The sequence below is a fragment of the Streptomyces sp. DvalAA-43 genome, from assembly GCF_900091725.1.
In the GTDB taxonomy this organism is placed as follows: domain Bacteria; phylum Actinomycetota; class Actinomycetes; order Streptomycetales; family Streptomycetaceae; genus Streptomyces; species Streptomyces pulveraceus.
Genome location: NZ_FMBW01000039.1, coordinates 111660 through 132865 on the forward strand (window position 1 = coordinate 111660; position 21206 = coordinate 132865).

Below are 21206 nucleotides of genomic sequence, written 5' to 3' on the forward strand. Positions count from 1 at the left end.
GACGCGACATCATGTCCGAACCCGCTCCCGCGCACATCGGCGCACAGACCGGCGACGGGGCACGCATCGCGGCGATCCGGCCGGTGCTGCTCAGCGCTCCCTACGCGGATCCGGAGAATCTGGAGGTGCGCCTTGCGCTGCCGACGGGGTGGCGCACGACCGGTCTGGTGGAGGTCACCCTGGACGACGGCACGACCGGGCTCGGCGAGGGCTATCTCGCCGTCTTCGCGCCGCGGGTCTTCGTCTCGACGGTCGAACTGATCGCTCCCTACCTGGTCGGCCGCCCGGCCGGGGACCTGGCGGGACGATACCGGGACATGGTGCTCGTGACGGGCTACTGGAGTCTCCAGGGGGCGGCCCGCCATGTCGTCTCCGCCGTGGAGGCGGCCCTGGTCGACGCCCTCGGAAAGCGGGCGGGCGTACCCGCGTACGAGTTGCTGGGCGGCCGTCGCACGGACAGGATCCGGCTCTACGCCAGCGGGGGCGACTCGGCCTCCCCCTCGGCGATGAGCGCCGAGATCACCGCCGTGGCGGCCCTCGGCATCGACACCTTCAAGATCAGGGCGCGGGGCCACGAAGCGGACAAGGCGGTGTGGACGCTGGAGCACGCGGCCTCGCACGGCATCGGCGTCGCCATCGACATGGCGCAGAATCTTGAGGACCCCGGCCAGTCGGTGACGGACACGCTGGCGTTCCTCGACGCGGTCAGGACCGGCACCCGGTGGCCGGTGCGCTTTCTGGAGGAGCCGCTCGGGCCTGCCCGGACCGCCGCGTACCCCGCCCTGCGGCGGACGGCCGGCTGCCCGGTGGCGGGCGGCGAGACCGTCACCACCGCACAGGAACTGCTGGCACGCATGGCCTCGGGGTACTACGACCTGGTGCAGCCGGACGCCACGGTCGTCGGCGGACTGCACCAGACGCTGGCCGTCTTCGCGGGCGCGGCGGAGCACGGCGTGGAAGCGGTCGTGCACTGCTGGGGCAGCGCCGTGTGCCAGGCGGCCAATTACCACGCCGCCTTCGCCGGTGGCGGGCGGCTGGCCGAATGGCCGATGCCCCGGTATCCGCTGCGGTCGGAACTGCTGGTCGAGCCGTTCCGTCTGGAGGACGGATGCCTGCTCGCTCCGCAGGCCCCGGGGCTCGGAGTCCGGCTCACACCGGAGACGGAACGGCGGTACGCCTTCCGGGACGATGCCGTCTACCGTTGTGCGACCGCGACGCCGTCGGCCGAACCGGGCCGGTGGCACACGGGCTGACCCTGCGGGCGGGAGGACGGTCCCGGTGGCGGGTTTCCTGTGGCGTGCACAATGGGAAAACGCTTTCAGTGCGGCTATCGTAGCCCTATGCAGAGCCAGGTCAATCGACGTTCCGCCCGTCCCCGCCCGTCGTCCGCCGTGACGCTCCAGCAGGTCGCGCAGGACGCCGGGGTCTCTCTCGCCACGGCTTCGCGCGTCCTCAGCGACAGCGACCGCAACGTCACCCAGGAGCTCCAGGAGCGCGTCCTGGAGGCGGCCGCCCGACTCCGCTACGTGTCCAACGCACCGGCCCGCGCACTCGTGCAGTCCACGACCTCCATCGTCGGCCTGCTCGTGCACGATGTGAACGACGCCTACTACTCCGCCATCGCGGCCGGTGTCATGGAGGTCGCCCGCGATCACAAGCTTCTGGTGATGCTGGCCGGGACCTTCCACGAGCCGGCGCTCCAGGCGGAGTACGTGGCCCGGCTGCGGGCGCAGCGGGCCCGTGCCGTGATCCTGGCCGGATCGGGCTTCACCGACGGGAGCCCCGCGCTCGCCCAGGAGCTGGAGGCCTTCGCGGCACAGGGCGGCCGGGTGACCGCGGTCGCGCACCAGAATCTTCCGGTGGACACCATCGTGCCGGGCAACCGCGAGGGCGGCCGGGCCGTCGCCGAGCACCTCGCCGGGCTGGGGCACACCGAGATCGGCGTCATCTGCGGTCCGCTGGCGCTGGTCTCCGTACAGGACCGGCTGCACGGCTTCCTGGAGCGGGCCGCCGAGCTGGGCGTCGTCGTACAGGAACACCACCGCGTCGAGGCCGACTTCACCCGGGACGGCGGGCGGGCCGCGGCGGTGCGGCTGTTCCGCAGGTCACCGGGGATCACCGCGCTGTTCGCACTCAACGACGCCATGGCGCTGGGCGCGCTCGCGGCGCTCCGTGACGACCTCGGCAGGAGCGTGCCCGCCGATGTCTCCGTCGTCGGCTTCGACGACCTGCCGGTGGCCTGTGATGTCACGCCCGCGCTGACCACCGTGCGACTGCCGCTGGAGGAGATCGGCCGCCGGGCGCTGCTGCTGGCCCTCGGCGACGCGACGCCCTCGCCGCGCACCCTCGCCGTGCCCTCGCGTCTGGTGGTGCGGGCCAGCACGGCACCGCCGCCCCGCACGACCGGCTGAGCGCCGGCGCCCCCGCGACCGGTTCCGGGGCGACCCGGAGCGCCGGAATGACGCATTAAGACGACACAACCTCGGTCTTGACGCGCTAAGTTACCGATCCTTTCGCTGCAACCCCCTTGAAATAATGCGTTAACCACCACCACACTGAGGTCAACGTCGATTGACGCGTCAAAGTCGAGAGGGTGGTGGCTGGATGGGTACGTCCGGGCCCAAGTACCAGCGCATCAAGGATGAGCTGCGGGCCGAGGTGGCGCGTGACGAGTACGAGGCCGGTGCCCCGTTCATCACTCAGAACCAGCTGCGCGAGCGCTTCGGCGTCAGCTCGACGACCGCCGTCCGGGCCCTCAACGACCTTGTCACGGAGGGGCTGTTGGTGCGCAGGCGCGGTCGGGGCACCTTCGTCGCCGACCCCGACGACCGGGCCGCGGAGGCCGCCCCTGCACACAGGTCCGGTGTGATCGCCTGCATCATCAGCGGCCAGGGGCCCTATCAGTCGGAGGTGCTGCGCGGCATCGAGTCCGGCTGCTCGGAACGCGGGATGCGACTGTTCTTCTCGGACTCCGCGGTCCATACGACCGAGACCGGGCACGCCGACCACGGCGCCTCGCTGGCCCGCCAGGACCAGGCGCTGCGCCAGGCGGTCGAGGACCGGGTCGACGGCATCATCCTGTACCCCGTCGAGGACGCGCCCGGTGCCGGCATCCTCGACGAGATCAGGCGGCTGCGCATCCCGATGGTCCTGGTCGACCGCTATTTCCCGGGCCACGCCATCGACGCGGTCACCGCCGACAACTACGACGTCGGCTACCGGCTCACCGAGCATCTGCTGGCCGACGGCCACGAGCGGATCGCGACCCTCTGGGGCGAGACGCAGTGCACCAGCGTCCACGACCGGATGACCGGGCACAAGCAGGCGCTGCGCGCCCATGACCAGCCGCTGCTCCCCCAGTTGACCGCGCTGCGCTCGTACACGGCGCTGCCGGAGGACGAGCGCAAGCAGCTGCTGACCGGCCTGCTCGGCTCGCCCGAGCCGCCGACCGCCCTGCTGTGCGCCCATGGTTTCGCGGTCGCCACCGCCGCCGCCGATCTGGCCGCGCTCGGCGTCGCCGTACCCGACGAGATCGTGCTGGCCGGAATGGACGACGCCGGCCCCTACGACCTGCTGCCGCTGACCAGCTTCGCCGCCCGGCTGCCCGCCAGGGAGATCGGCAGCCGGGCGGTCGAGCAGCTGGTCACCCGGATCGCGGAGCGCGCGGCGGGCGAGGACCCGTACCGCGGTGCCGAGCAGATCGTGCTTCCCGTCCGGATCAGGACGAGCGAGTCCGTGCCGGTCCGGCTCCGTACCGTCGCCGCCCGCCGGCCCTGAGGGAGGAGACTCCTGTGTTCGCCGCCCCCACCCCCCGTACCCGCGAACTCGGGACCGATGTCCTGGTGGTCGGTGCCGGTCTCGGCGGTCTCGCCGCCGCGCTGACCGCCGCCCGGTTCGGACACCGCGTCGTGCTCACCGAGGCGACCGACTGGCCCGGTGGCCTGTTCACCGCGCAGGCCGTGCCACTCGCCGACGGCCACCGCATCGAACTGGACCCCGTCTCCCCCGGCTACCGCGATCTGCGCGAGCGGATACGCGACTTCTACCGGCGCAACTACCCTCTGTGCCCGGAGCCGTTCGCCGATCCACTGCTCGACCCCGGCCTCAGTACCACCGGCCATCTCAGCCACGAGCCGCGCGCCGCGCTCGCGGTCGTCCAGGAGCTCCTCGCCCCGCACCTCGCCTCCGGCAGGCTCACCCTGCTGCTCGGCCACCGCCCGGTCGCGGCCCAGTCGGACGGGGACCGGGTGGCCGCGGTCACCCTCGCGGCGCCGGACGGCGAACCGCTGACGGTCAGCGCCCCCTACGTCGTCGACGCGACGGACCTCGGCGAGCTGCTCGCCCTCGCGGGCGTCGAGCACGTCACCGGCGCCGAGTCCCGCGAGGAGACCGGCGAACCGCACGCGCCCGCCGTGGCCGACCCGCTGGACCAGCTGCCGGTCTCCTGGGTCTTCGCCCTGGACCACCGCCCCGGTGAGGACCACACCGTCGACCGGCCGGCCGGCTACGACCGGTGGTCCGGCGCCTTCTCCTGGGACACCGCGGAACCCGGCGGCGGCCCGGCCCGCTCCGTCCCGCTGTTCCTGCACGAGCCGGACGACGTCCCGCACTGGGCCGCGCCGCCCAACGACCGCTGGCACCAGCTGCGGGCGCTCGCCCGGAGCCGCTATCTGCCCGGTACGTTCGACAGCGACATCACCCTGGTCGACTGGGAGCAGACCGCCTACACGGGGCTCCCGCTCGCCGGAGCCGGGGACGAGGTACGGGCGCGGGCCGAGCGGGAGGCGCGCGAGCAGGCCCTGTCGTTCCTGTACTGGATGCAGACGAGCGCGCCCCGGCACGACGGCGGTCAGGGCTATCCCGAGCTGCGTCCGAGGCCCGATGCCACGGGCACGGACGACGGTTTCGCCAAGACCCCGCACATACGCGAATCCCGGCGCATCCGGGCCGAGTTCACCCTGCTGGAACACCAGCTGACCGCCGCGGCACGGGCCGGGGCGCCGGGCGCCGAGACCTTCACGGACAGCGTGGGAACCCTGCGCTCGCGGATCACCCTGCGCCCCGGGACCGGTGGCGGTACGGGACTGGATCTGGAGTGTCTGCCGTTCCAGCTGCCGCTGGGGGCGCTGCTGCCGGTCCGGGTGGAGAATCTGCTTCCGGCCGGGCGGAACATCGGCGCCACCCATCTCAGCGCACCCGCGCTCGGCGGGCACGCGGGCCAGTGGAGCATCGGTGAGGCCGTCGGCGCACTGGTCTCGTACTGCCTGGAACACCGGCTGCCGCCCCGTGCGGTCCGCGGGAGCGAGCAGCGGCTCGCCTCCTTCCAGAACCGGTTGAGCACCTCCCTCGGTCTCGCCCTCGACTGGCCGGACCGGCTCCGCACCGGCCCGGTGACCAGTGCCGGGGCGCTCTACGCCACCCTCTGATCCGACCCGCTGCCCTTCCCCCCGGGAAGGGCACCTTCCCGACCTGTTGGAAAACGCTTACCAATCCCGGCGGCTCACGCCCTCAGCCTGGACGGCCCCTGTGACTGTGACTCCCTATCGTGTACTGCTCGTCGGCGCGGGCAACATCGCCCGTGCCGTCCATATGCCGGCGTTTCTCGAACTCCCCTCGGACTTCGCGGTGGTGGGTGCCGTCGACGCCGACCCCGCGGCCGCCCGTTCCTTCGCCGCCGACTTCGCGCTCCCCCACCACTCCACCGATCTCGCCGCCTCGCTGGGCGAGCTCCGCCCCGACCTCGTCGTCATCGCCTCGCCGCCCGTCGCCCACCGGGAACAGGTCGTCGCGGCCCTGACGGCCGGAGCCTGGGTCTGGTGCGAGAAGCCGCCCGCGCTCAGCCTCGCGGAGTACGACGCCATGACCGCCGCCGAGGGGGAGCACGGCCCGTACGCCCCGATCGTCTTCCAGCACCGGTTCGGCTCGGGGGCCGAGCACGCCAGGGCGCTCATCGCCTCCGGGGAGCTGGGGGCACCGCTCGTCGCCCACTGCCAGACCACCTGGTACCGCGACGACGCCTACTACGCCGTTCCCTGGCGCGGGAAGTGGGCGACCGAGGGCGCGGGCCCCGCGATGGGGCTCGGCATCCACCAGATCGACCTGCTGCTCGAACTGCTCGGTGACTGGGCGGAGATCCGGGCCATGGCGGGCCGGCTGGCCCGTGATGTCGAGACCGACGACGTCACCACCGCCACCGTGCGCTTCGCCTCGGGCGCGCTGGCCACCGTGGTCAACAGCGCCCTCTCGCCGCGCCAGCTGAGCCATCTGCGGATCGATCTGCGGGACGCCACGATCGAGCTGAACCATCTCTATGGTTACGGGAACGGCGACTGGACGTACACCCCGGCGCCCGGTGTCGACCCCGGCCGGGCGGACGGCTGGAGCTCCCCGGCCGAGTCCGTCCCGAGCTCGCACGCCGCCCAGCTCCGCTCCCTCCTGGCCGACATGCGGGCCGGGCGGCGGCCCAGGGCGAGCGCCGGGGACGGCCGCCGCTCCCTGGAGCTGATCACCGCGATGTACAAGGCGGCGCTCACCGGTCTGCCGGTCCTGGCCGGCGAGATCGTCCCGGGCGACCCCTTCTACACCGCGCTGCACGGCTCCGTACCCGGCTGGGCGCCGCGGGAGTCCGGGCGATGACCGACCGCCCGGACCGCCCCGCCGACCGTGCCCTGCTGCTCACCTTCGACGACCGGCACGTACGCGCATGGACCGCCGCCGCCCCGCTGTTCGCGTCGTACGGGGCGCGTGTCACCTTCTTCGTCTGTGAGCCGGACCGGCTCGACCGGGACGAGGTGCGGCTGCTGCGCCGGCTGGCGGACGACGGCCACACCATCGGCTGCCACGGTCTGCGGCACGAGCGGGCACCCGAATTCGTCGCCGCACACGGCGCGGGCGCCTATCTCGACCGCGAGGTCGTGCCCGCCCTCGACGGGCTGCGCCGCCTCGGCTTCCCGTCCCGCACCTTCGCCTACCCGTGCAGCGCCCGCGACGAGAACACCGACCGGCTGCTCCTGACGCTCTTCGAGCGGCTGCGCGGCGGCGTACCCGTGGGCCGTCGCGCCGATCCGTCCCTCGCGGCCGAACTGCACGTCCCGGCCGGTGATCTCGCCGACCGGCGGGTCCTGCTCGGCTGTTCGGTGGACTCCGGGCGCGGAACCCTCGCGTACGGGGACGATCTGGGCGGCGTCGAGGCGGCGCTGCGCCGGACCGCCGAGCACGGCGGCGTGACCACGCTCTACGCCCACTGCGTCGCCGACGCCCACGAGGCCAACCATGTGACCCCGGCCCGGCTGGAGAAGCTCCTGGCCGCGGCCGACGGGATGTCACTGCCCTGCGTGGGCTTCGACGAGCTCCCGTGAACCACTACCGCGTCGCACACATTTCATTCAGAGGGGCCCTTCACTCATGCATGACGACCGCACACTGACCGAGGAACGGCTCGACCGCGCCCTGCGCGAGCGCATCCGCCCCGCCGTCCATCCCCGGACGGCACCGCTGGAGTTCGAGGTCTGGCACGCCCCCGGCGAACCGGTGCCCTTCGCCGAGGCGATGGCCGCCCCCTTCGAGGCCGGCGCCGTCGGCGACGACTGGGGGCCGGCCTGGGGCACCAGCTGGTTCCGGGTGACCGGCCGCGTCCCGGCGGACTGGGCGGGCGAGACCGTCGAAGCGGTGATCGACCTGGGCTTCGCCAAGGACCGTCCCGGATTCTCCGCGGAGGCGCTGGCCCACCGGCCGGACGGCAGCGTGGTCAAGGCGCTCAACCCGCGCAACACCTGGCTGCGGGTCGGCGAACCGGTGGCGGGCGGCGAGGAGTTCACGTACGTCCTGGAAGCCGCCGCCAATCCGGAGATCCTGGAGGGCGTCAGTGCGCTGGGGGACCGGGAGACCGCGGGCAGCGAGCCGCTGTACCGGGTCGAGCGGATGGACCTCGCGGTCTTCGACCGGCAGGTGTGGGAGCTGGTCCAGGACCTGGAGGTGCTCGACCAGCTGATGCGGCAGCTGCCACTCGGCTCGGCGCGCCGCTGGGAGATCCTGCGCGCGGTGGAACGCTGCCTGGACGCGCTCGACCTGGATGCCGTGGGCGCGAGCGCGCCCGCCGCCCGGGAACGGCTGCGCGCCGTGCTCTCCTCCCCCGCCCATGCCTCCGCCCACCGGCTGTCGGCGGTGGGTCACGCGCACATCGACTCGGCGTGGCTGTGGCCGCTGCGGGAGACGGTGCGCAAGGTCGCCCGCACCACCTCCAATGTGCTGGCGCTGATGGACGACCGGCCGGAGTTCGTCTTCGCGATGTCGCAGGCGCAGCAGCTGGACTGGCTGCGGGAGCACCAGCCCGCGCTGTACGCCCGGGTGAAGGAGAAGGCGGCCGCCGGTCAGTTCGTGCCGGTGGGCGGGATGTGGGTGGAGTCGGACACCAATATGCCGGGGTCGGAGGCGCTGGCCCGGCAGTTCGTGTACGGCAAGCGGTTCTTCCTGGAGGAGTTCGGGATCGAGACCGAGGAGGTGTGGCTGCCCGACTCGTTCGGCTACTCGGCGGCGCTCCCGCAGCTGGTGAAGCTCTCGGGTTCGCGCTGGTTCCTCACCCAGAAGATCTCGTGGAACACGACGAACCCGTTCCCGCACCACTCCTTCCTCTGGGAGGGGCTGGACGGCACCCGGGTGTTCACACACTTCCCGCCGGTGGACACCTATGTGGCCGAGCTGTCCGGCGAGGAGCTCGCGCACGCCGAGGAGAACTTCCGGGACAAGGGGCACGCCACGCGCTCGCTCGTGCCGTTCGGCTGGGGCGACGGCGGTGGCGGCCCCACCCGCGAGATGCTGGCGCGTGCCGAGCGGCTCGCGGATCTGGAGGGTTCGCCCCGGGTGACGATCGAGCGGCCCGCGGACTTCTTCGCCGCCGCCGAGGCGGAGTACGAGCGGCCGCCGGTGTGGCTGGGCGAGCTGTATCTGGAGCTGCACCGGGGCACGTACACCTCGCAGGCGCGGACCAAGCAGGGCAACCGGCGCAGCGAACATCTGCTGCGGGAGGCCGAGCTGTGGGCGGCCACCGCCGCCGTCCGGACCGGATTCCCTTATCCGTACGAGGAGTTGGACCGGATCTGGAAGAGCGTGCTGCTGCACCAGTTCCACGACATCCTGCCGGGTTCGTCGATCGCCTGGGTGCACCGGGAGGCCGAGGCGACCTACGCCCGGATCGCCGGTGAGCTCGAAGCGGTGATCGGCGCGGCGCAGCGGTCCCTGGCCGGTGCCCCGGAGGAGGGCTCGGCGGTGGTGTTCAACTCCGCCCCGCACGGCCGGGCCGGCATCGCGGCGGGCGGTGCGGCGCTCGCACCCCGGGACCCGGAGCCGGCGGTGGAGGTCGAGGAGCTCGGCTCCGGCTTCCGGCTGGACAACGGGCTGCTCCGGGTGACCGTGGACGCGCGGGGGCTGGTGGTCTCGGTCGTCGACCTGGTGGCGGGGCGCGAGACGGTCGCCCCGGGCTGCGCGGCGAATCTGCTCCAGGTCCACCCGGATCTGCCCAACCACTGGGACGCGTGGGACGTCGATGCCTTCTACCGCAACACGGTGACCGATCTGACGGAGGCGGACGTGGTGCGCCGCAGCGGTGACGGTGTCGAGGTGGTGCGTACCTTCGGCTCGTCCCGCGTCACCCAGCTGCTCTCCCTGCGGCCCGGTGCCCGGCGCCTCGACATCGACACCGAGGTCGACTGGCACGAGCGGGAGAAGTTCCTCAAGGCGTCCTTCCCTATCGATGTGCGGGCCGACCACTCCACGGCGGAGACCCAGTTCGGGCACGTCCAGCGGCCGACGCACACCAACACCAGCTGGGAGGCGGCCAAGTTCGAGATCTGTGCCCATCGTTTCCTGCACGTCGGCGAGCCGGGCTGGGGCGCGGCGCTGATCAACGACTCGACGTACGGGCACGATGTGACCCGTACGGTCCGCGAGGACGGCTCGACCACGACCACGGTGCGGCTGTCGCTGCTGCGGGCGCCCCGCTATCCCGACCCGGCGACCGACCAGGGGGTGCACCGGCTGCGGTACGCGTTGCTGCCGGGGGCGACGATCGGTGACGCGGTCCGCGAGGGCTGGCGCCTCGGCCTTCCCGAGCGCCGGGTGGCGGGCAGTGCCGGGGTCGCCCCGCTGGTCTCGGTGGACGAGGACGCGGTGGTCGTGACGGCCGTGAAGCTCGCCGACGACGGGAGCGGTGATGTGGTGGTCCGGCTCCACGAGGCGCACGGTGGGCGGGTCTCGGCCCGTCTGACGGCGGGTTTCGCGCTGGCCGGGGCGAGCGTGACGGACCTGCTGGAGCGCCCGCTCGCCGACGAGACCGCCGCGGTGGACGGCGACGCGGTGCGGCTGGTGCTGCGGCCCTTCCAGATCGTGACGCTCAGGCTCACGCCCGACGGGCGCTGAGCCGTCCGGGGCGGGTGCGCACCGCTGCGGGCCCGCCCCGTACTCTTCTGCCATGAACGCTGGGGGTCCTGTGCGCCGTGTGATCGACAACCGTTTCGAGCTGGTGAACAGGCTCGGCAGCGGCGGCATGGGCATGGTGTGGCGGGCCCATGACCTGGCTCTGCACCGCGATGTGGCACTCAAGGAAGTACGGCCCCCGGACCCGGCGCTCGCCGAGAACGACCCGGAGTCGGCCAGGCTGCTGCGCGAACGGGTGCTGCGTGAGGCCCGTGCGCTGGCCCGGCTCGATCACCCGGGTGTGGTCACGGTCCACCACATCGTGGACGGCGGCGACGGAACGTACCCGTGGATCGTGATGGAGCTGGTGCCGGGAGCCTCCCTGGCGGAGCGGCTGGCCGAGGGCACGCTGACCCCGGCCGAGGCCGCCGGGCTGGGCCGCGGGGTGCTGTCCGCGCTGCGCGCCGCCCATGCGGCCGGAATCCTGCACCGTGACGTCAAGCCCGCCAACGTACTGCTGCGGGCCGACGGGAGCCCGGTGCTCACCGACTTCGGCATCGCGGCGATCCGCGAGTCCACCAGTCTGACGGCGACCGGCTCCATCATCGGCTCCCCCGACTACATGGCGCCCGAGCGCATCCGGGGCGACGAGGGCGATCCCTCGTCGGACCTGTGGTCGCTCGGCATGATGCTGTACGTCGCCGTGGAGGGCCGCCATCCGCTGCGCAAGGCCACCACCCTGGCGACGCTGGCGGCCGTGCTGGACGAGGAGATCCCGCCTGCCCGGCAGGCCGGTCCGCTGGCTCCGGTGCTGGACGCGCTGCTGACCCGGGACACGGCCGCGCGGCCCGGTCCCGAGGAGCTCGACCGGATGCTGGCCGCGGTGGGCGAGCCGGCCGGGGTCCCGGGGGCGGCGGCCCCGCAGGATTCCGTACCGCCGCGGCAGGACCCGCCCACCCGGCAGGACGCGGTGCCGCCCGGCTTCGGCCGGCCCGGCCCGACCACCGTCCTGCCCACCGCCCCCGTCCGGCCCTCCTCCGGTACACAGGGGCCCGGTAGTCGGCCCGTCACCACTCCCCCGCGTCCGGCGCCCGCGACGCTGGGGGCCCAGGAGATACGCCGCCGGGTCCGGCGGGGCCGTGCCGTCGCGATCACCACCGCGCTCGCCGGTACCGCGCTGACCGGCGTCCTGGTCTGGTCGCTGGTGCCCGACCCGGACGCGAAGGCGTCGGACCAGGACACGAAGGTGTCCGGCAGCGCCCCGTCCACCCCCGGCGGTGCCGCCACTGGCGAAACCGGGGAGAAGACAAGCGCGCCGAAGGGCCCGGCCCCGACCAGGAACCTGCTGACGCCCTCCGCCGTGCGGTCCGTCGTCGCGGCGCTCAAGCCGGTGATGGGCGGCACCGAGGTCACGTCGTTCACGCTGTTCGACGTGCACGCGAGCGTCGAGGCCCCGGTCGCGAAGAACAAGGGCCTGTACGACGTCTACACCTACCGGGACGGCAAGGCCGCCCGCGAACGCGCGGGCGGCACCCTCGCGCCGGACGCCAAGTCCGTGGACCTGGAGAAGGTCGACTGGGACGCCCTGCCGGGGCTGATACGCCGGGCGGACAAGGAGCTCGGTGTCTCCGAGCCCACCAGCCACTACCTGGACATCGATCCGGCCTCCCCGTTCGACGACTACCAGCCGACGCTCAGCGTCTATGTCTCGGACGAGTACGGCGGCGCCTATCTGCGGGCCGACATCAACGGCAAGGTGCTCAAGGAGTATCCGCGCAACGGCTGAGCCCTGTGCGGGTCAGCCGAACAGCCGCATCAGCACCAGCAGCACGGCCGCGCAGGCCACGCCCGTCACCAGGGTCCAGAATCCGGCCGGGAGCCCGGTGGTCCGGTCCTTGACCTCGGTCGGAGGGGAGGCGCTGTTCGCTCGGGCCAGCCATACGCTCGGCGGATCGTTGGGGACGACGACCCGCCAGGGCTGCTCCGGGTCGTACTCGACGACGGCCCTGGAGCGGTGCGTCAGCCCCTGCACATCGAGCGGGTGACAGACCTGGATCCGGTATGCGGGGAGCTCGTCGGGCATCACGGTCAGGTCGAAGGCGAACACGGAGTTCACCGACCGTCCGTCGAGGACCGGCCGGCCGGTCTTCTTGTCGACGGTCCGCACCCCGTTGACCACGGCGGGCGCGAAGGCCCGCGGCCCGCCGGAGCGCAGCCCCGTCATCACCATGCTCGTCCGCATCGGCTCGGCCGCATCGCCGAGGACCGTCAGGACCAGGGCCGTTGCGGGGATGCCGGTGATCAGCAGCCAGCGGGGGCCGTCGACGGCGCCCTGGACCAGCGCGGCGAAGGCGAGTCCGATGAGGAGGGCGGCCACCAGTCTGAACGCGTTGAAGAGCCTGCGCAGGGACGATGTCGTTGCGTTCATGAGATGCGCAGCAGCTTTCGGTGGGGAACCGCGACCCGGGTGAGAGCGGGATCGTCGGGGCGGTCGGGGTCGTACACGGCGAGGACGTCCCGCTTGAGGGCGACGCGTTCCACGACGGTCGGGACCTCGTGGCGCACCCCGGCCTCGTCGTCGAACACCACGGTGACCTCACCGTACTTACGGCCGGCCGACCGCCAGCCCTCCAGCACCGCGTGGGCCGTGGTGTAGCGGCGCGACAGCCTGCGCAGTCCCGCGGTACGCCGCAGGCTCACCGCCGCGCCCCACCAGGCGGCGAGGCAGCCCACGCCCGCGGCGGACCACAGGAAGGTGAGCCACTGGGAGACGGCGAAATCGCCCAGCGGAAGGAAGATGTGGAAGCTGGTGACGGTGGACCGCTCGACCTGTCCCTCCGCCAGCGCGTCGTACCAGCCGGCCGCGGCCGCGACGGCGGAGAGTGCGATCATCGCGCCGGGCGCGGCCCGGTGCAGGTACCGGGCGCTGAGCACACCGAGGGCGGCCGCGAAGGCCACGCCGAGCATCGGGGACATGGACGCGAGCTGGTCGCTGGCACAGCCCCCGGCCATGTCGCAGGACCACTGCACACCGGCCGCCTCGTGGCTGGAGATGTACCACATCATCCAGACCTGCCACACCATCAGTGCGCAGGCGATGACTCGCATCGCCTGCGCATAGGCCTTCTGCCGCACTGTCCGCCCTCGTCCTCGCCACATCACGGGCATTGACGTGCCCCGGTGGACGATATACGTGCTGTCCACACCCTGTCCGTGATCCACACCACGCCGGCCGGAGTGCGGCAGCGCTCAGACCGCCCTGTTCAGGGCCTTCGGCACCCAGCGGAGCTGGGCGGCCTCCTGGAACATGGCACCGCCCTCGTGCCCGTTGAACGGGTAGACCTCGATCTCCTTCTCGCCCGGGTACGCGTTGTGGGCGGCGAAGACCGTGGACGGCGGGCAGACCTGGTCCATCAGGGCGACGGAGAAGAGCGCGGGGGCGCTGCCCCGGGCGGCGAAGGACACCCCGTCGAAGTACGACAGGGTGCGCAGCACGGTCTCCTCCTTGCCGCGGTGCATCTTGAGGTAGCGGGCTATCTCCGCGTACGGGTTGGAGTCGGTGAGGGTGACGGCCCGTCCGAAGTGGCACAGGAACGGGACGTCGGCGGCTATGGCGGCCAGGTCGGGGACGAGTGCGCCGACCGCGAGGGCGATGCCGCCGCCCTGGCTGCCGCCGAGTGCGACGGTGCGGGCGGGGTCGGCGAGCGGATGGGAGCGGGCCGCTTCCACGGCGCGTACCGCATCGGCGTGGACCCGGCGGTAGAAGTAGCTCTCCGGGTCCTCGATGCCCCGGGTCATGAAGCCCGCGAGGGAGGGGCCCGAGCCGACCGGGTCGGGGGTGTCGCCGACGTTGCCGCCGCTGCCCTGGCCGCGTACGTCCATGATGAAGTGGGCGAAGCCGGCCAGCGGCCACATGCCCCAGCAGTGCGGCAGGCTGCGGCCTCCGTTGTAGCCGTGGAACTGGACGACGAGCGGGAGCGGGCCCTCGGCGTCCGCGGGGGCGCTGAACCAGCCCTTGATCGGGTGGCCGCCGAAACCGGCGAATGTGACGTCCCAGGTGCGCATGCCGGTCAGTCCGGTCTCGACGGGTTCGAAGGAGACCGCGGGGTCGTGGGCACGGGTCTCGGCGAGGGTCTTCGCCCAGAACGCGTCGAAGTCGTCCGGCTCGTCGATCTGCGGCCGGTAGGCGCGGAGTTCGGGCAGCGGCATGTCGAACAGAGCCATGGGCTGGTCTCCTCACGGTGGGATTGCGAACAGTGTGCCGTGCGGTGGCACGGCATGGAGCGGCGGGGCCGGGTGCTGTCAGGTGCACCCGGCCCCGCCCGTCATGGGGTGGTTCAGTCGGTCAGCTGGACGGCCCGCAGACCGGCGGCGCTCTTGGAGTTGTTGGCGATGGAGGCGCCCCACTCCGACCAGCCGCGCGCCCGGCCGTCGTTGTCGCTGTCGTTGACGACGAAGCCGAGTCCGATGGATTCGGTGGGCTTGCCGGTCAGACCGAGCGAGGCCCACGGCACCGTCACCGTGTAGTGGGTGGTGGTGCCGTCACGGGTGATCCGGGCGGTGGCGCCCGGGGTCGGGCCGGCGTACTGGCCGGACGGTGCCCGCCAGGTGTAGACCTGCGGCTTGCCGCCCACGAGCGAGGCACCGAACTCGACGTACTGCTTGCTGCGGCCCGGCACCTGGGGGGTGACGGCGAACTGGATGCTGTCGCCCTGCCACATGTTCTCGGCGGTGGTGGCGGGCTGCGCCAGCACGTTGTCGGTGATCGCGCCCTTGAGCACGAGTCCGGCGTCGCTGTACTGGGGGCGGACGGTGCCGGAGAGGTCGGCCGCGCCGTTGTAGCCGCCCGTGTACTTCACCGAACCGTCGCCGATGACGTCGATGGGGGTGGTGGTGTCGGTGTCGGCCGGCTGGACGGCGCCCCAGCCGTTCCAGACGCCCACGGCGGTCCTGGCCCCGTCGGGGGTGTTGACGTAGGCGGCCGTCCAGTAGCGCTTCCACTGCTTGATGTTGCGGGCGTCCACGGTGTACGAGGCACTGGCTCCGGGGCCGACCTTGATCGGGCCGTCGATGGTGCCCCGGTCCAGGTAGGTGGTGCCCTCGTTCACCTGCCAGTCCAGCTTGGTGAGTTCGAGCGGGCCGCGGACGCGATTGTTGGTGACGGTGACCTTCAGCGCGGCGGCGAACGGGGCCGCCTTCCTCACCACCGGGTCGAAGGTGACCTGGGTCGGCGGCAGCACCTCGGTGTCGGAGGTGAGGCGGGCGAGGTTCAGCGGCCCGAGTCCGACCGTGCCGCTGACCGTGCGCGGGCCGGTGAGGGCCGAGGTGGGCAGTTGGACGGTCTGCCGGACGACCTTGCCGGGCCGGGCGGTCACCCGGTACTTCTCCCCGGCGATCTTGAAGTCGTAGCGCAGCGGCAGCGGCGTCCGGTCCTTGGTGCCGTCCACCTGGAGCACCGCGTCGACGGTCTCCTCGGTGTTGGAGTGCTGCGGCAGCCGGAGGGAGAACACGGGGCCGCTGACGGTCTTGACCGCGTTCACCGCGCCCTTGACGTACAGCACCTTGCCGTCGATGCCGAGCTGTACCTTGCCGCCGACCGGGAGGTACGTCTTCTCGTGGCCCAGCTGGTCGGTGACGGTGACCGGGCCGCCGGCCGACAGCTCGGCCGTGCCCGGAGTCGCGGCGGTGGTGTAGAGCGCCCGGACGGTGTTGCTCCCGGTGCCGAAACGGTACGAGCGGACGTCGGCGGAACCGGCGTCGTCACGGCCCGCGTAGGCGCGGCCCGCGAGCTGCCGGATCAGTACGCCCTCGGTGACCACGGACGGCTTGGGCTGCCAGGCCTTGACCTCCGCGGTGGGGCGCTTGAAGGCGCCGAAGTTGTGTTCCTTGTTGGTGGCGTCGGTGCCGTCGTTGGTGAGGTCGTACCAGTAGTAGCGGCTGACACCCGAGGCGAACGAGAAGATCTGCGCACGCGGCACGTACGTGGCCTGCTCGGCGGGGGTGACGCCGTCGCTGTGGGTCGGGTAGCCGTTCTCGGTGATCCAGAGCGGGATGTCCTTGCCGCCCGCCGCGTCCAGGTCGGCACGTACCTGCGGCAGCGTCGACAGCGCGGTCTCGGGCGGGTTCGGGTAGCCGTACTGGTGCACGCTGAGCGCGTCCAGGTACTTCAGGCCGCCGATCGCGTACAGCCGCTTCAGCCAGTCGGTCTGGAGGCCGGCCAGGCCGCCGCCGACGACGGTGGCGTCCGGGACCTTGGCGTGCACCTTGCCGTAGCTGGCCTGGAGCAGCTTGAGGTAGCAGTCGGCGGTGATGCCGCAGGTGCCGTTGTTGAAGCCGGTCGAGTTGTACTCGTTGTAGATCTCGATTTCCTTGGAGGACTGCTGGTACTTCTCCACGGCGGCGGCCGTGAACTTTCCGTAGGCCTCCAGCGCCGCGTCGGAGGCCGGTGTCCGGTGGCCGTCGTAGTTGGGGTTCCGGTAGCCGGAGATGGGCAGTGCGGTCAGCCCCTGCGACTTGGCGTACGGGATGTGCTGGTCGGTGGAGTAGCTGCTCCAGGAGTACGCGCCGGGGGTCTTCTCGATGGCGCCCCAGTTGATGTCGGAGCGGACCCCGTGCATGCCCATCAGCTTGACCGAGCGCAGCAGCTTCTGGTCGTCGCCGTCGTTCCACCCGTAGTGGATGCCGGTGCCGAAGCGGGTGTCCTGCTGTTCCTTGCCGGTCAGCGCGGTCAGCACACCGAAGTTGGCGGTGCGGGTGGTGGCACCGGCGGTGGCCGTGAGCGTGTAGTAGCCGCTGCCGAGCGCGGTGACGTCGACGGTGGCCGTGCCGCCCGAGACCGGTGCGGTGCCCGACGCGACGGTCAGGCCCTGGTCGTCGACGGCCTTCCAGGCCACCGATGCCTCGTCGGAGGCGAGGGTGATCTTCGCCTGTCCCTTGACGAAGATCAGGTCGGGCGAGGTGACGGTGAGTGCTCCGGCGGCGTGGGCGGCCGGGGCCGTGCCGGGCAGCGGTGCCACCACCAGCAGGCAGCCGAGCAGGGCGGCCGCACCGCCCCATGCGGCGGACCGTCTCGGGCGATCCATTACTCTGGCTGGAACCAGAGGACCTGGCCGGATCATGCCGTTCTGTTCCATCGAGGCTTCCTCTCGATCGGATCGGCGCGGTGCGTATGGGTGGTTCCCGGGTGGAGGTGTGCTCCGTCGGCTGTACCCCGGCGGAGCACACCGGTCCGTGTGCCGTCGGCGCGCACCGCTGCCGCCGTCGGCCGACGCGGACGGGTCCGCGCCGGTGCCCGGGTGGTCCTCATCCCTTGAGGCCGGTGAAGCCTCCCCCGCCGCGTACGATCTGCCGCTGGAAGATCAGGAACAGCACGACCGGGGGCAGGATGGCGAGCAGCATCCCGGCGATGAGCAGCGACTGTTCCGCCGTTTCCGCGAGGCGCGGCAGTGCGGCGGAGATGGGCTGCTTCTCGGTGTCCGGAATGACGATCAGCGGCCAGAGGAAGTCCTTCCAGGAGTTCATGACCGTCAGCAGGGTCACCACCGCGAGGATCGGCCGCGACATGGGCAGCACGATCCGGCGGAAGATGATGAACGGCCCCGCGCCGTCGACCTTGGCGGCCTCGAAGAGTTCACGCGGGATGCCGTCGAAGAACTTCATCACGATCAGTACGGTGAAGGCGCTGGCGGCGTGCGGCAGCCAGACGCCCCACGGGCTGTTGGCGAGCGAGATGCCGAGGCCGGGCAGGTCGAGCACGGTGAGGTAGAGCGCCACCAGCGAGATGGAGCCGGGGATGAAGAGGGTGGCGAGCACCATCCACCGCACGGGCGTGGCCCACTTGGGGCGCAGCACGGACAGGACGTAGCCGCCGGTGGTGGCGACGACGAGGTGGGCGACGACCGAGCCGGTGACCAGGACCACGGTGTTCCAGAGGTACTGGCCGACCTGGAGTTCGCTCCAGGCGCGGGAGAGGTTGTCCCATTGGGCGTGGTCGGGCCAGAGCGCCAGCGGATCGCGCAGCAGCTCCTGGGTCGGTGAGACGGCGCCCTTGAACGTCCAGTAGAGGGGCGCCGCCCCGAAGGCGAGCAGCAGCAGGAGCGAGAGGGTCTGTACGGAGCGGAGCGAGTACCGTACGGAGGTCCGCCGCCGGTCGGCACCGGAGATGAGCCCGCGTCCGCTCTCCTCGCGGCGGTTCCTGCGGCGGGTGCGAAGGGGGATCTGTACGGCCATCAGTTGCTCCAGCTCCTCGTCGCCCGCAGATAGATCGCCGAGAGCACGCCGAGCACGAGGGCCAGCATGACGCTGAGCGCGGTCGCGGCTCCGAAGTCGCCGTTCTGGAAGGCGTAGTTGTAGATCAGCATCAGGACGGTGAGCGTGGAGTCCTCCGGGCCTCCGTCCGTCATCACGAAGGGTTCGGTGAAGATCTGCAGGGTGCCGATGATCTGGAGCAGCAGCATGATCAGGATGACCCCGCGCAGCGACGGCAGGGTGATGTGCCAGACCCGGCGCCAGATGCCCGCGGCGTCGATCTCGGCGGCCTCGTACAGCTCGGTCGGTACGGAGCCGAGCGCCGCCAGGTAGATGATCACCGTGGAGCCGAACCCGGCCCAGGTGGCCTCCAGGACGATCGACAGCATCGCGGTGTCGGTCGACTGCAACCAGGGGTAGGGGCCGAGGCCCACATGGGCCAGCAGCTGGTTGAACAGACCGGCGTCCGGGTCGTAGAACACCTTCCACAACAGGACGGAGACGACCGGCGGGATCGCCACCGGAAGGTAGGCGAGAATGCGGAACAGTGTGCCGCCGCGCCGCAGTTCGGAGATGAGCACCGCGAGGAAGAGCGGCACCGGGAAGCCGATCACCAGGGCGAGCACGGCGAACAGCCCGGTGTTCTTCACGGCCTTCCACAGCAGCGGGTCGTCGAGCACATGGCGGAAGTTGTCCAGCCCCACCCAGCTGGCGGGGTCGACCAGATTGGTCTGCTGGAAGCTGAGCTGCACGCTCTGGACGATCGGCCACCACGAGAAGTAGGCGAAGCACAGCACCATCGGCAGACCGAACAGGATGGTGGTGACACCTCCTTGCCTGGCCCAGCGGACGAAGCGTTCCACCGGGCCGCCGCGATGCGGGGAGGCGGTGCGCGGCGGCCCGTCGGGGGTCCGCGGCCGGGCGGCGGACGGGTCGGCGGAACGCTGTTTCCTCGTCCGGTCCTTCTGGGTGCGGTTCCCGGCGGGCGCCGCAGGCGCTTGTGACCTGCTCATTGACGTCTCCTCGCCTCTCCTCGTGCTGTGCTCACTGCCTGATGTGCCGGACACGCTCCGGCTGCCGGGAGGTGGTTCTAGTTCTGCGCCCGCTCCACCTGGGACTTGACCTGCGCCGCGGCCTTCCTCAGCTGCTCCGCCGGGTCGGCGTCCTGGCGCGTCAGCACGGCCTGCACGGCGCTGTCGAGGGCCTTGTAGACGTTCTGCGCCTCGACGGGCGGCTCGATGCGCAGCTCGTAGTCGCCGAGCGACTCGGTGTACGGGGCGAAGTGCCCGACCGGCACATTGGCCTGCTTGTTGACGGCGGTGTCGACCGGGTCGGCGATGACCGGCTTGTAGAACGGCACGGACGGCACGCCGACGACGGAGCCGTCCTTCTTCCTGGCCACCGCGTCCTTCTCGGCGAGCGCGACGTCGTACTTGACGGAGAGGTAGTAGAAGTCGATGAACTTCGCCGCGGCCTCGCGCTGCCGGGCGGTGGCCCTGGGGCTGATCACCGCGATGGTGCCGCCGGCCAGGGTCCGCTTGTCTCCGCCGTCGACGGGCATGGCGCCGAGGCCGATGGTCTTGGGGTCACCCTTGTACTGCTGGATGTAGTGGCCGACCATGCTCGGTCCGGCGATCGTCATGCCGATCTTCCCGGCGGAGAAGTCCTTCTCCATGTCGGTGATGTTGCGCAGCTGGTTCTTGCCCATCGAGTCGTCCGTCCAGCGCATGTCCTTCAGCGCCTTCAGCGACTTCTCCGCACCGCTGCCGGCCTGGTCGAAGGTGTTGGCCCACTTGCCGCCGGACTCCTCCTGCATGCTGTCGCCGAAGGAGTACGCCATCGCGGTGAGCATCCAGCCGCCGGCGTTCTCCTTGGTCATCTGGGCGTATCCGGTGGCATCGGTCTTCTCGGAGATCGCCCTGGCCGCCGAACGGACCTCGGGCCAGGTGGTCGGTGGCTTGTCCGGGTCGAGTCCGGCCTTCTCGAACAGATCGCGGTTGTAGACGAGGCCGAGGGCGTACTCCTCGGTGGGGATGCCGTAGAGCTTGCCGTCCGTGCCCTTCGCGGCCCCGAGCGCGACGTCGTTGAAGTCCTCGTGGTGCTTCAGCGCCTTGAAGTCCTGGGTGAGGTCGGCGATCTGGCGGCGCTTGATCAGGCCCGACATCTCGGTGAGCGGCACCCGTACGATCGTCTCCAGGCTGCCGCCGCCCACCTTGGTCTGGAAGCTCTGCTGGTCGTACTGGTACTCGTTCGTCCTGATCTTGATCTTGGGGTTCGCCTTCTCGAACTCCGCCACCCGCGCCTCGAACGTCTTGAGCGCTGCCGCGTTGGTGGCGGGCGGGCGCCCGGAGACGGTGATCGTCACCGTGCCGTCGGCGGCCGTGTCGCTGCCGGAACCGGAACACGAGGCAAGCACGCTGACGAGCGCACCCGCGGTGACGCCGGTCAGGGCGATGCGCAGGGAGGGTCTCATCGGGGACTCCATTCAAGGACGGACCGGAAACCGGCTGGAAAGCGTTTTCCAGCCGGGGTCACCTTGCACCGCCCGA

15 protein-coding genes are annotated in these 21206 nt (G+C 71.6%); 8 read left to right on the plus strand and 7 right to left on the minus strand.

The genetic code is table 11. The annotated features are described in order from the left end of the window. Positions 1 to 11: 11 nt before the first annotated feature. From GA0115234_RS12015 to GA0115234_RS12050, 8 genes are all read left to right on the plus strand, one after another. Complete coding sequence (locus GA0115234_RS12015) at positions 12 to 1253, plus strand: mandelate racemase/muconate lactonizing enzyme family protein (protein WP_093540890.1); 1242 nt, start codon at positions 12 to 14, stop codon at positions 1251 to 1253. 87 nt (positions 1254 to 1340) lie between these two features. Continuing rightward, positions 1341 to 2411, plus strand: coding sequence for a LacI family DNA-binding transcriptional regulator (locus GA0115234_RS12020; protein ID WP_093540891.1), 1071 nt, complete (start codon positions 1341 to 1343; stop codon positions 2409 to 2411). 193 nt (positions 2412 to 2604) lie between these two features. Beyond that, positions 2605 to 3777, plus strand: coding sequence for a GntR family transcriptional regulator (locus tag GA0115234_RS12025; protein WP_093540892.1), 1173 nt, complete (start codon positions 2605 to 2607; stop codon positions 3775 to 3777). Between the two features lie 14 nt (positions 3778 to 3791). Beyond that, positions 3792 to 5426 carry an FAD-dependent oxidoreductase gene (locus tag GA0115234_RS12030; protein WP_093540893.1) on the plus strand — a complete coding sequence of 545 codons (1635 nt, stop codon included), beginning with the start codon at positions 3792 to 3794 and terminating at the stop codon, positions 5424 to 5426. A 106-nt stretch (positions 5427 to 5532) separates the two neighbouring features. Beyond that, positions 5533 to 6636, plus strand: a complete 1104-nt coding sequence (locus GA0115234_RS12035; protein ID WP_305123096.1) for a Gfo/Idh/MocA family protein — start codon at positions 5533 to 5535, stop codon at positions 6634 to 6636. Beyond that, positions 6633 to 7358, plus strand: coding sequence for a polysaccharide deacetylase family protein (locus GA0115234_RS12040; protein ID WP_093540894.1), 726 nt, complete (start codon positions 6633 to 6635; stop codon positions 7356 to 7358). Before GA0115234_RS12035 ends, GA0115234_RS12040 begins: the two co-directional genes overlap by 4 nt. 46 nt (positions 7359 to 7404) lie before the next feature. Further along, positions 7405 to 10413, plus strand: a complete 3009-nt coding sequence (locus tag GA0115234_RS12045) for an alpha-mannosidase (protein WP_093540895.1) — start codon at positions 7405 to 7407, stop codon at positions 10411 to 10413. Positions 10414 to 10465: 52 nt separating this feature from the next. Further along, positions 10466 to 12196, plus strand: coding sequence for a serine/threonine-protein kinase (locus tag GA0115234_RS12050; RefSeq protein ID WP_093540896.1), 1731 nt, complete (start codon positions 10466 to 10468; stop codon positions 12194 to 12196). A 12-nt stretch (positions 12197 to 12208) separates the two neighbouring features. Here the strand turns inward: GA0115234_RS12050 and GA0115234_RS12055 are convergent, their stop codons facing one another. The 7 genes from GA0115234_RS12055 to GA0115234_RS12085 form a co-directional block, all read right to left on the minus strand. Beyond that, positions 12209 to 12838 carry a hypothetical protein gene (locus tag GA0115234_RS12055; RefSeq protein ID WP_093540897.1) on the minus strand — a complete coding sequence of 210 codons (630 nt, stop codon included), beginning with the start codon at positions 12836 to 12838 and terminating at the stop codon, positions 12209 to 12211. Next, a complete protein-coding gene (locus GA0115234_RS12060; RefSeq protein ID WP_093540898.1) occupies positions 12835 to 13545 on the minus strand; it encodes a hypothetical protein in 711 nt (236 codons plus the stop codon). Before GA0115234_RS12060 ends, GA0115234_RS12055 begins: the two co-directional genes overlap by 4 nt. A 114-nt stretch (positions 13546 to 13659) precedes the next feature. Further along, the gene (locus GA0115234_RS12065; RefSeq protein ID WP_093540899.1) at positions 13660 to 14634 is read right to left on the minus strand and encodes an acetylxylan esterase; all 975 of its coding nucleotides are present in this window, start codon (positions 14632 to 14634) and stop codon (positions 13660 to 13662) included. A gap of 113 nt (positions 14635 to 14747) precedes the next feature. Then, a complete protein-coding gene (locus GA0115234_RS12070; protein WP_093540900.1) occupies positions 14748 to 17492 on the minus strand; it encodes a hypothetical protein in 2745 nt (914 codons plus the stop codon). A 220-nt stretch (positions 17493 to 17712) separates the two neighbouring features. Further along, positions 17713 to 18639 carry a carbohydrate ABC transporter permease gene (locus GA0115234_RS12075; protein ID WP_093540901.1) on the minus strand — a complete coding sequence of 309 codons (927 nt, stop codon included), beginning with the start codon at positions 18637 to 18639 and terminating at the stop codon, positions 17713 to 17715. Next, positions 18639 to 19670: a carbohydrate ABC transporter permease gene (locus GA0115234_RS12080; protein ID WP_093540902.1), complete on the minus strand. Its 1032-nt coding sequence runs from the start codon at positions 19668 to 19670 to the stop codon at positions 18639 to 18641. Before GA0115234_RS12080 ends, GA0115234_RS12075 begins: the two co-directional genes overlap by 1 nt. Positions 19671 to 19747: 77 nt before the next feature. Then, positions 19748 to 21130 carry an extracellular solute-binding protein gene (locus GA0115234_RS12085; protein ID WP_161275589.1) on the minus strand — a complete coding sequence of 461 codons (1383 nt, stop codon included), beginning with the start codon at positions 21128 to 21130 and terminating at the stop codon, positions 19748 to 19750. Positions 21131 to 21206: the final 76 nt, after the last annotated feature.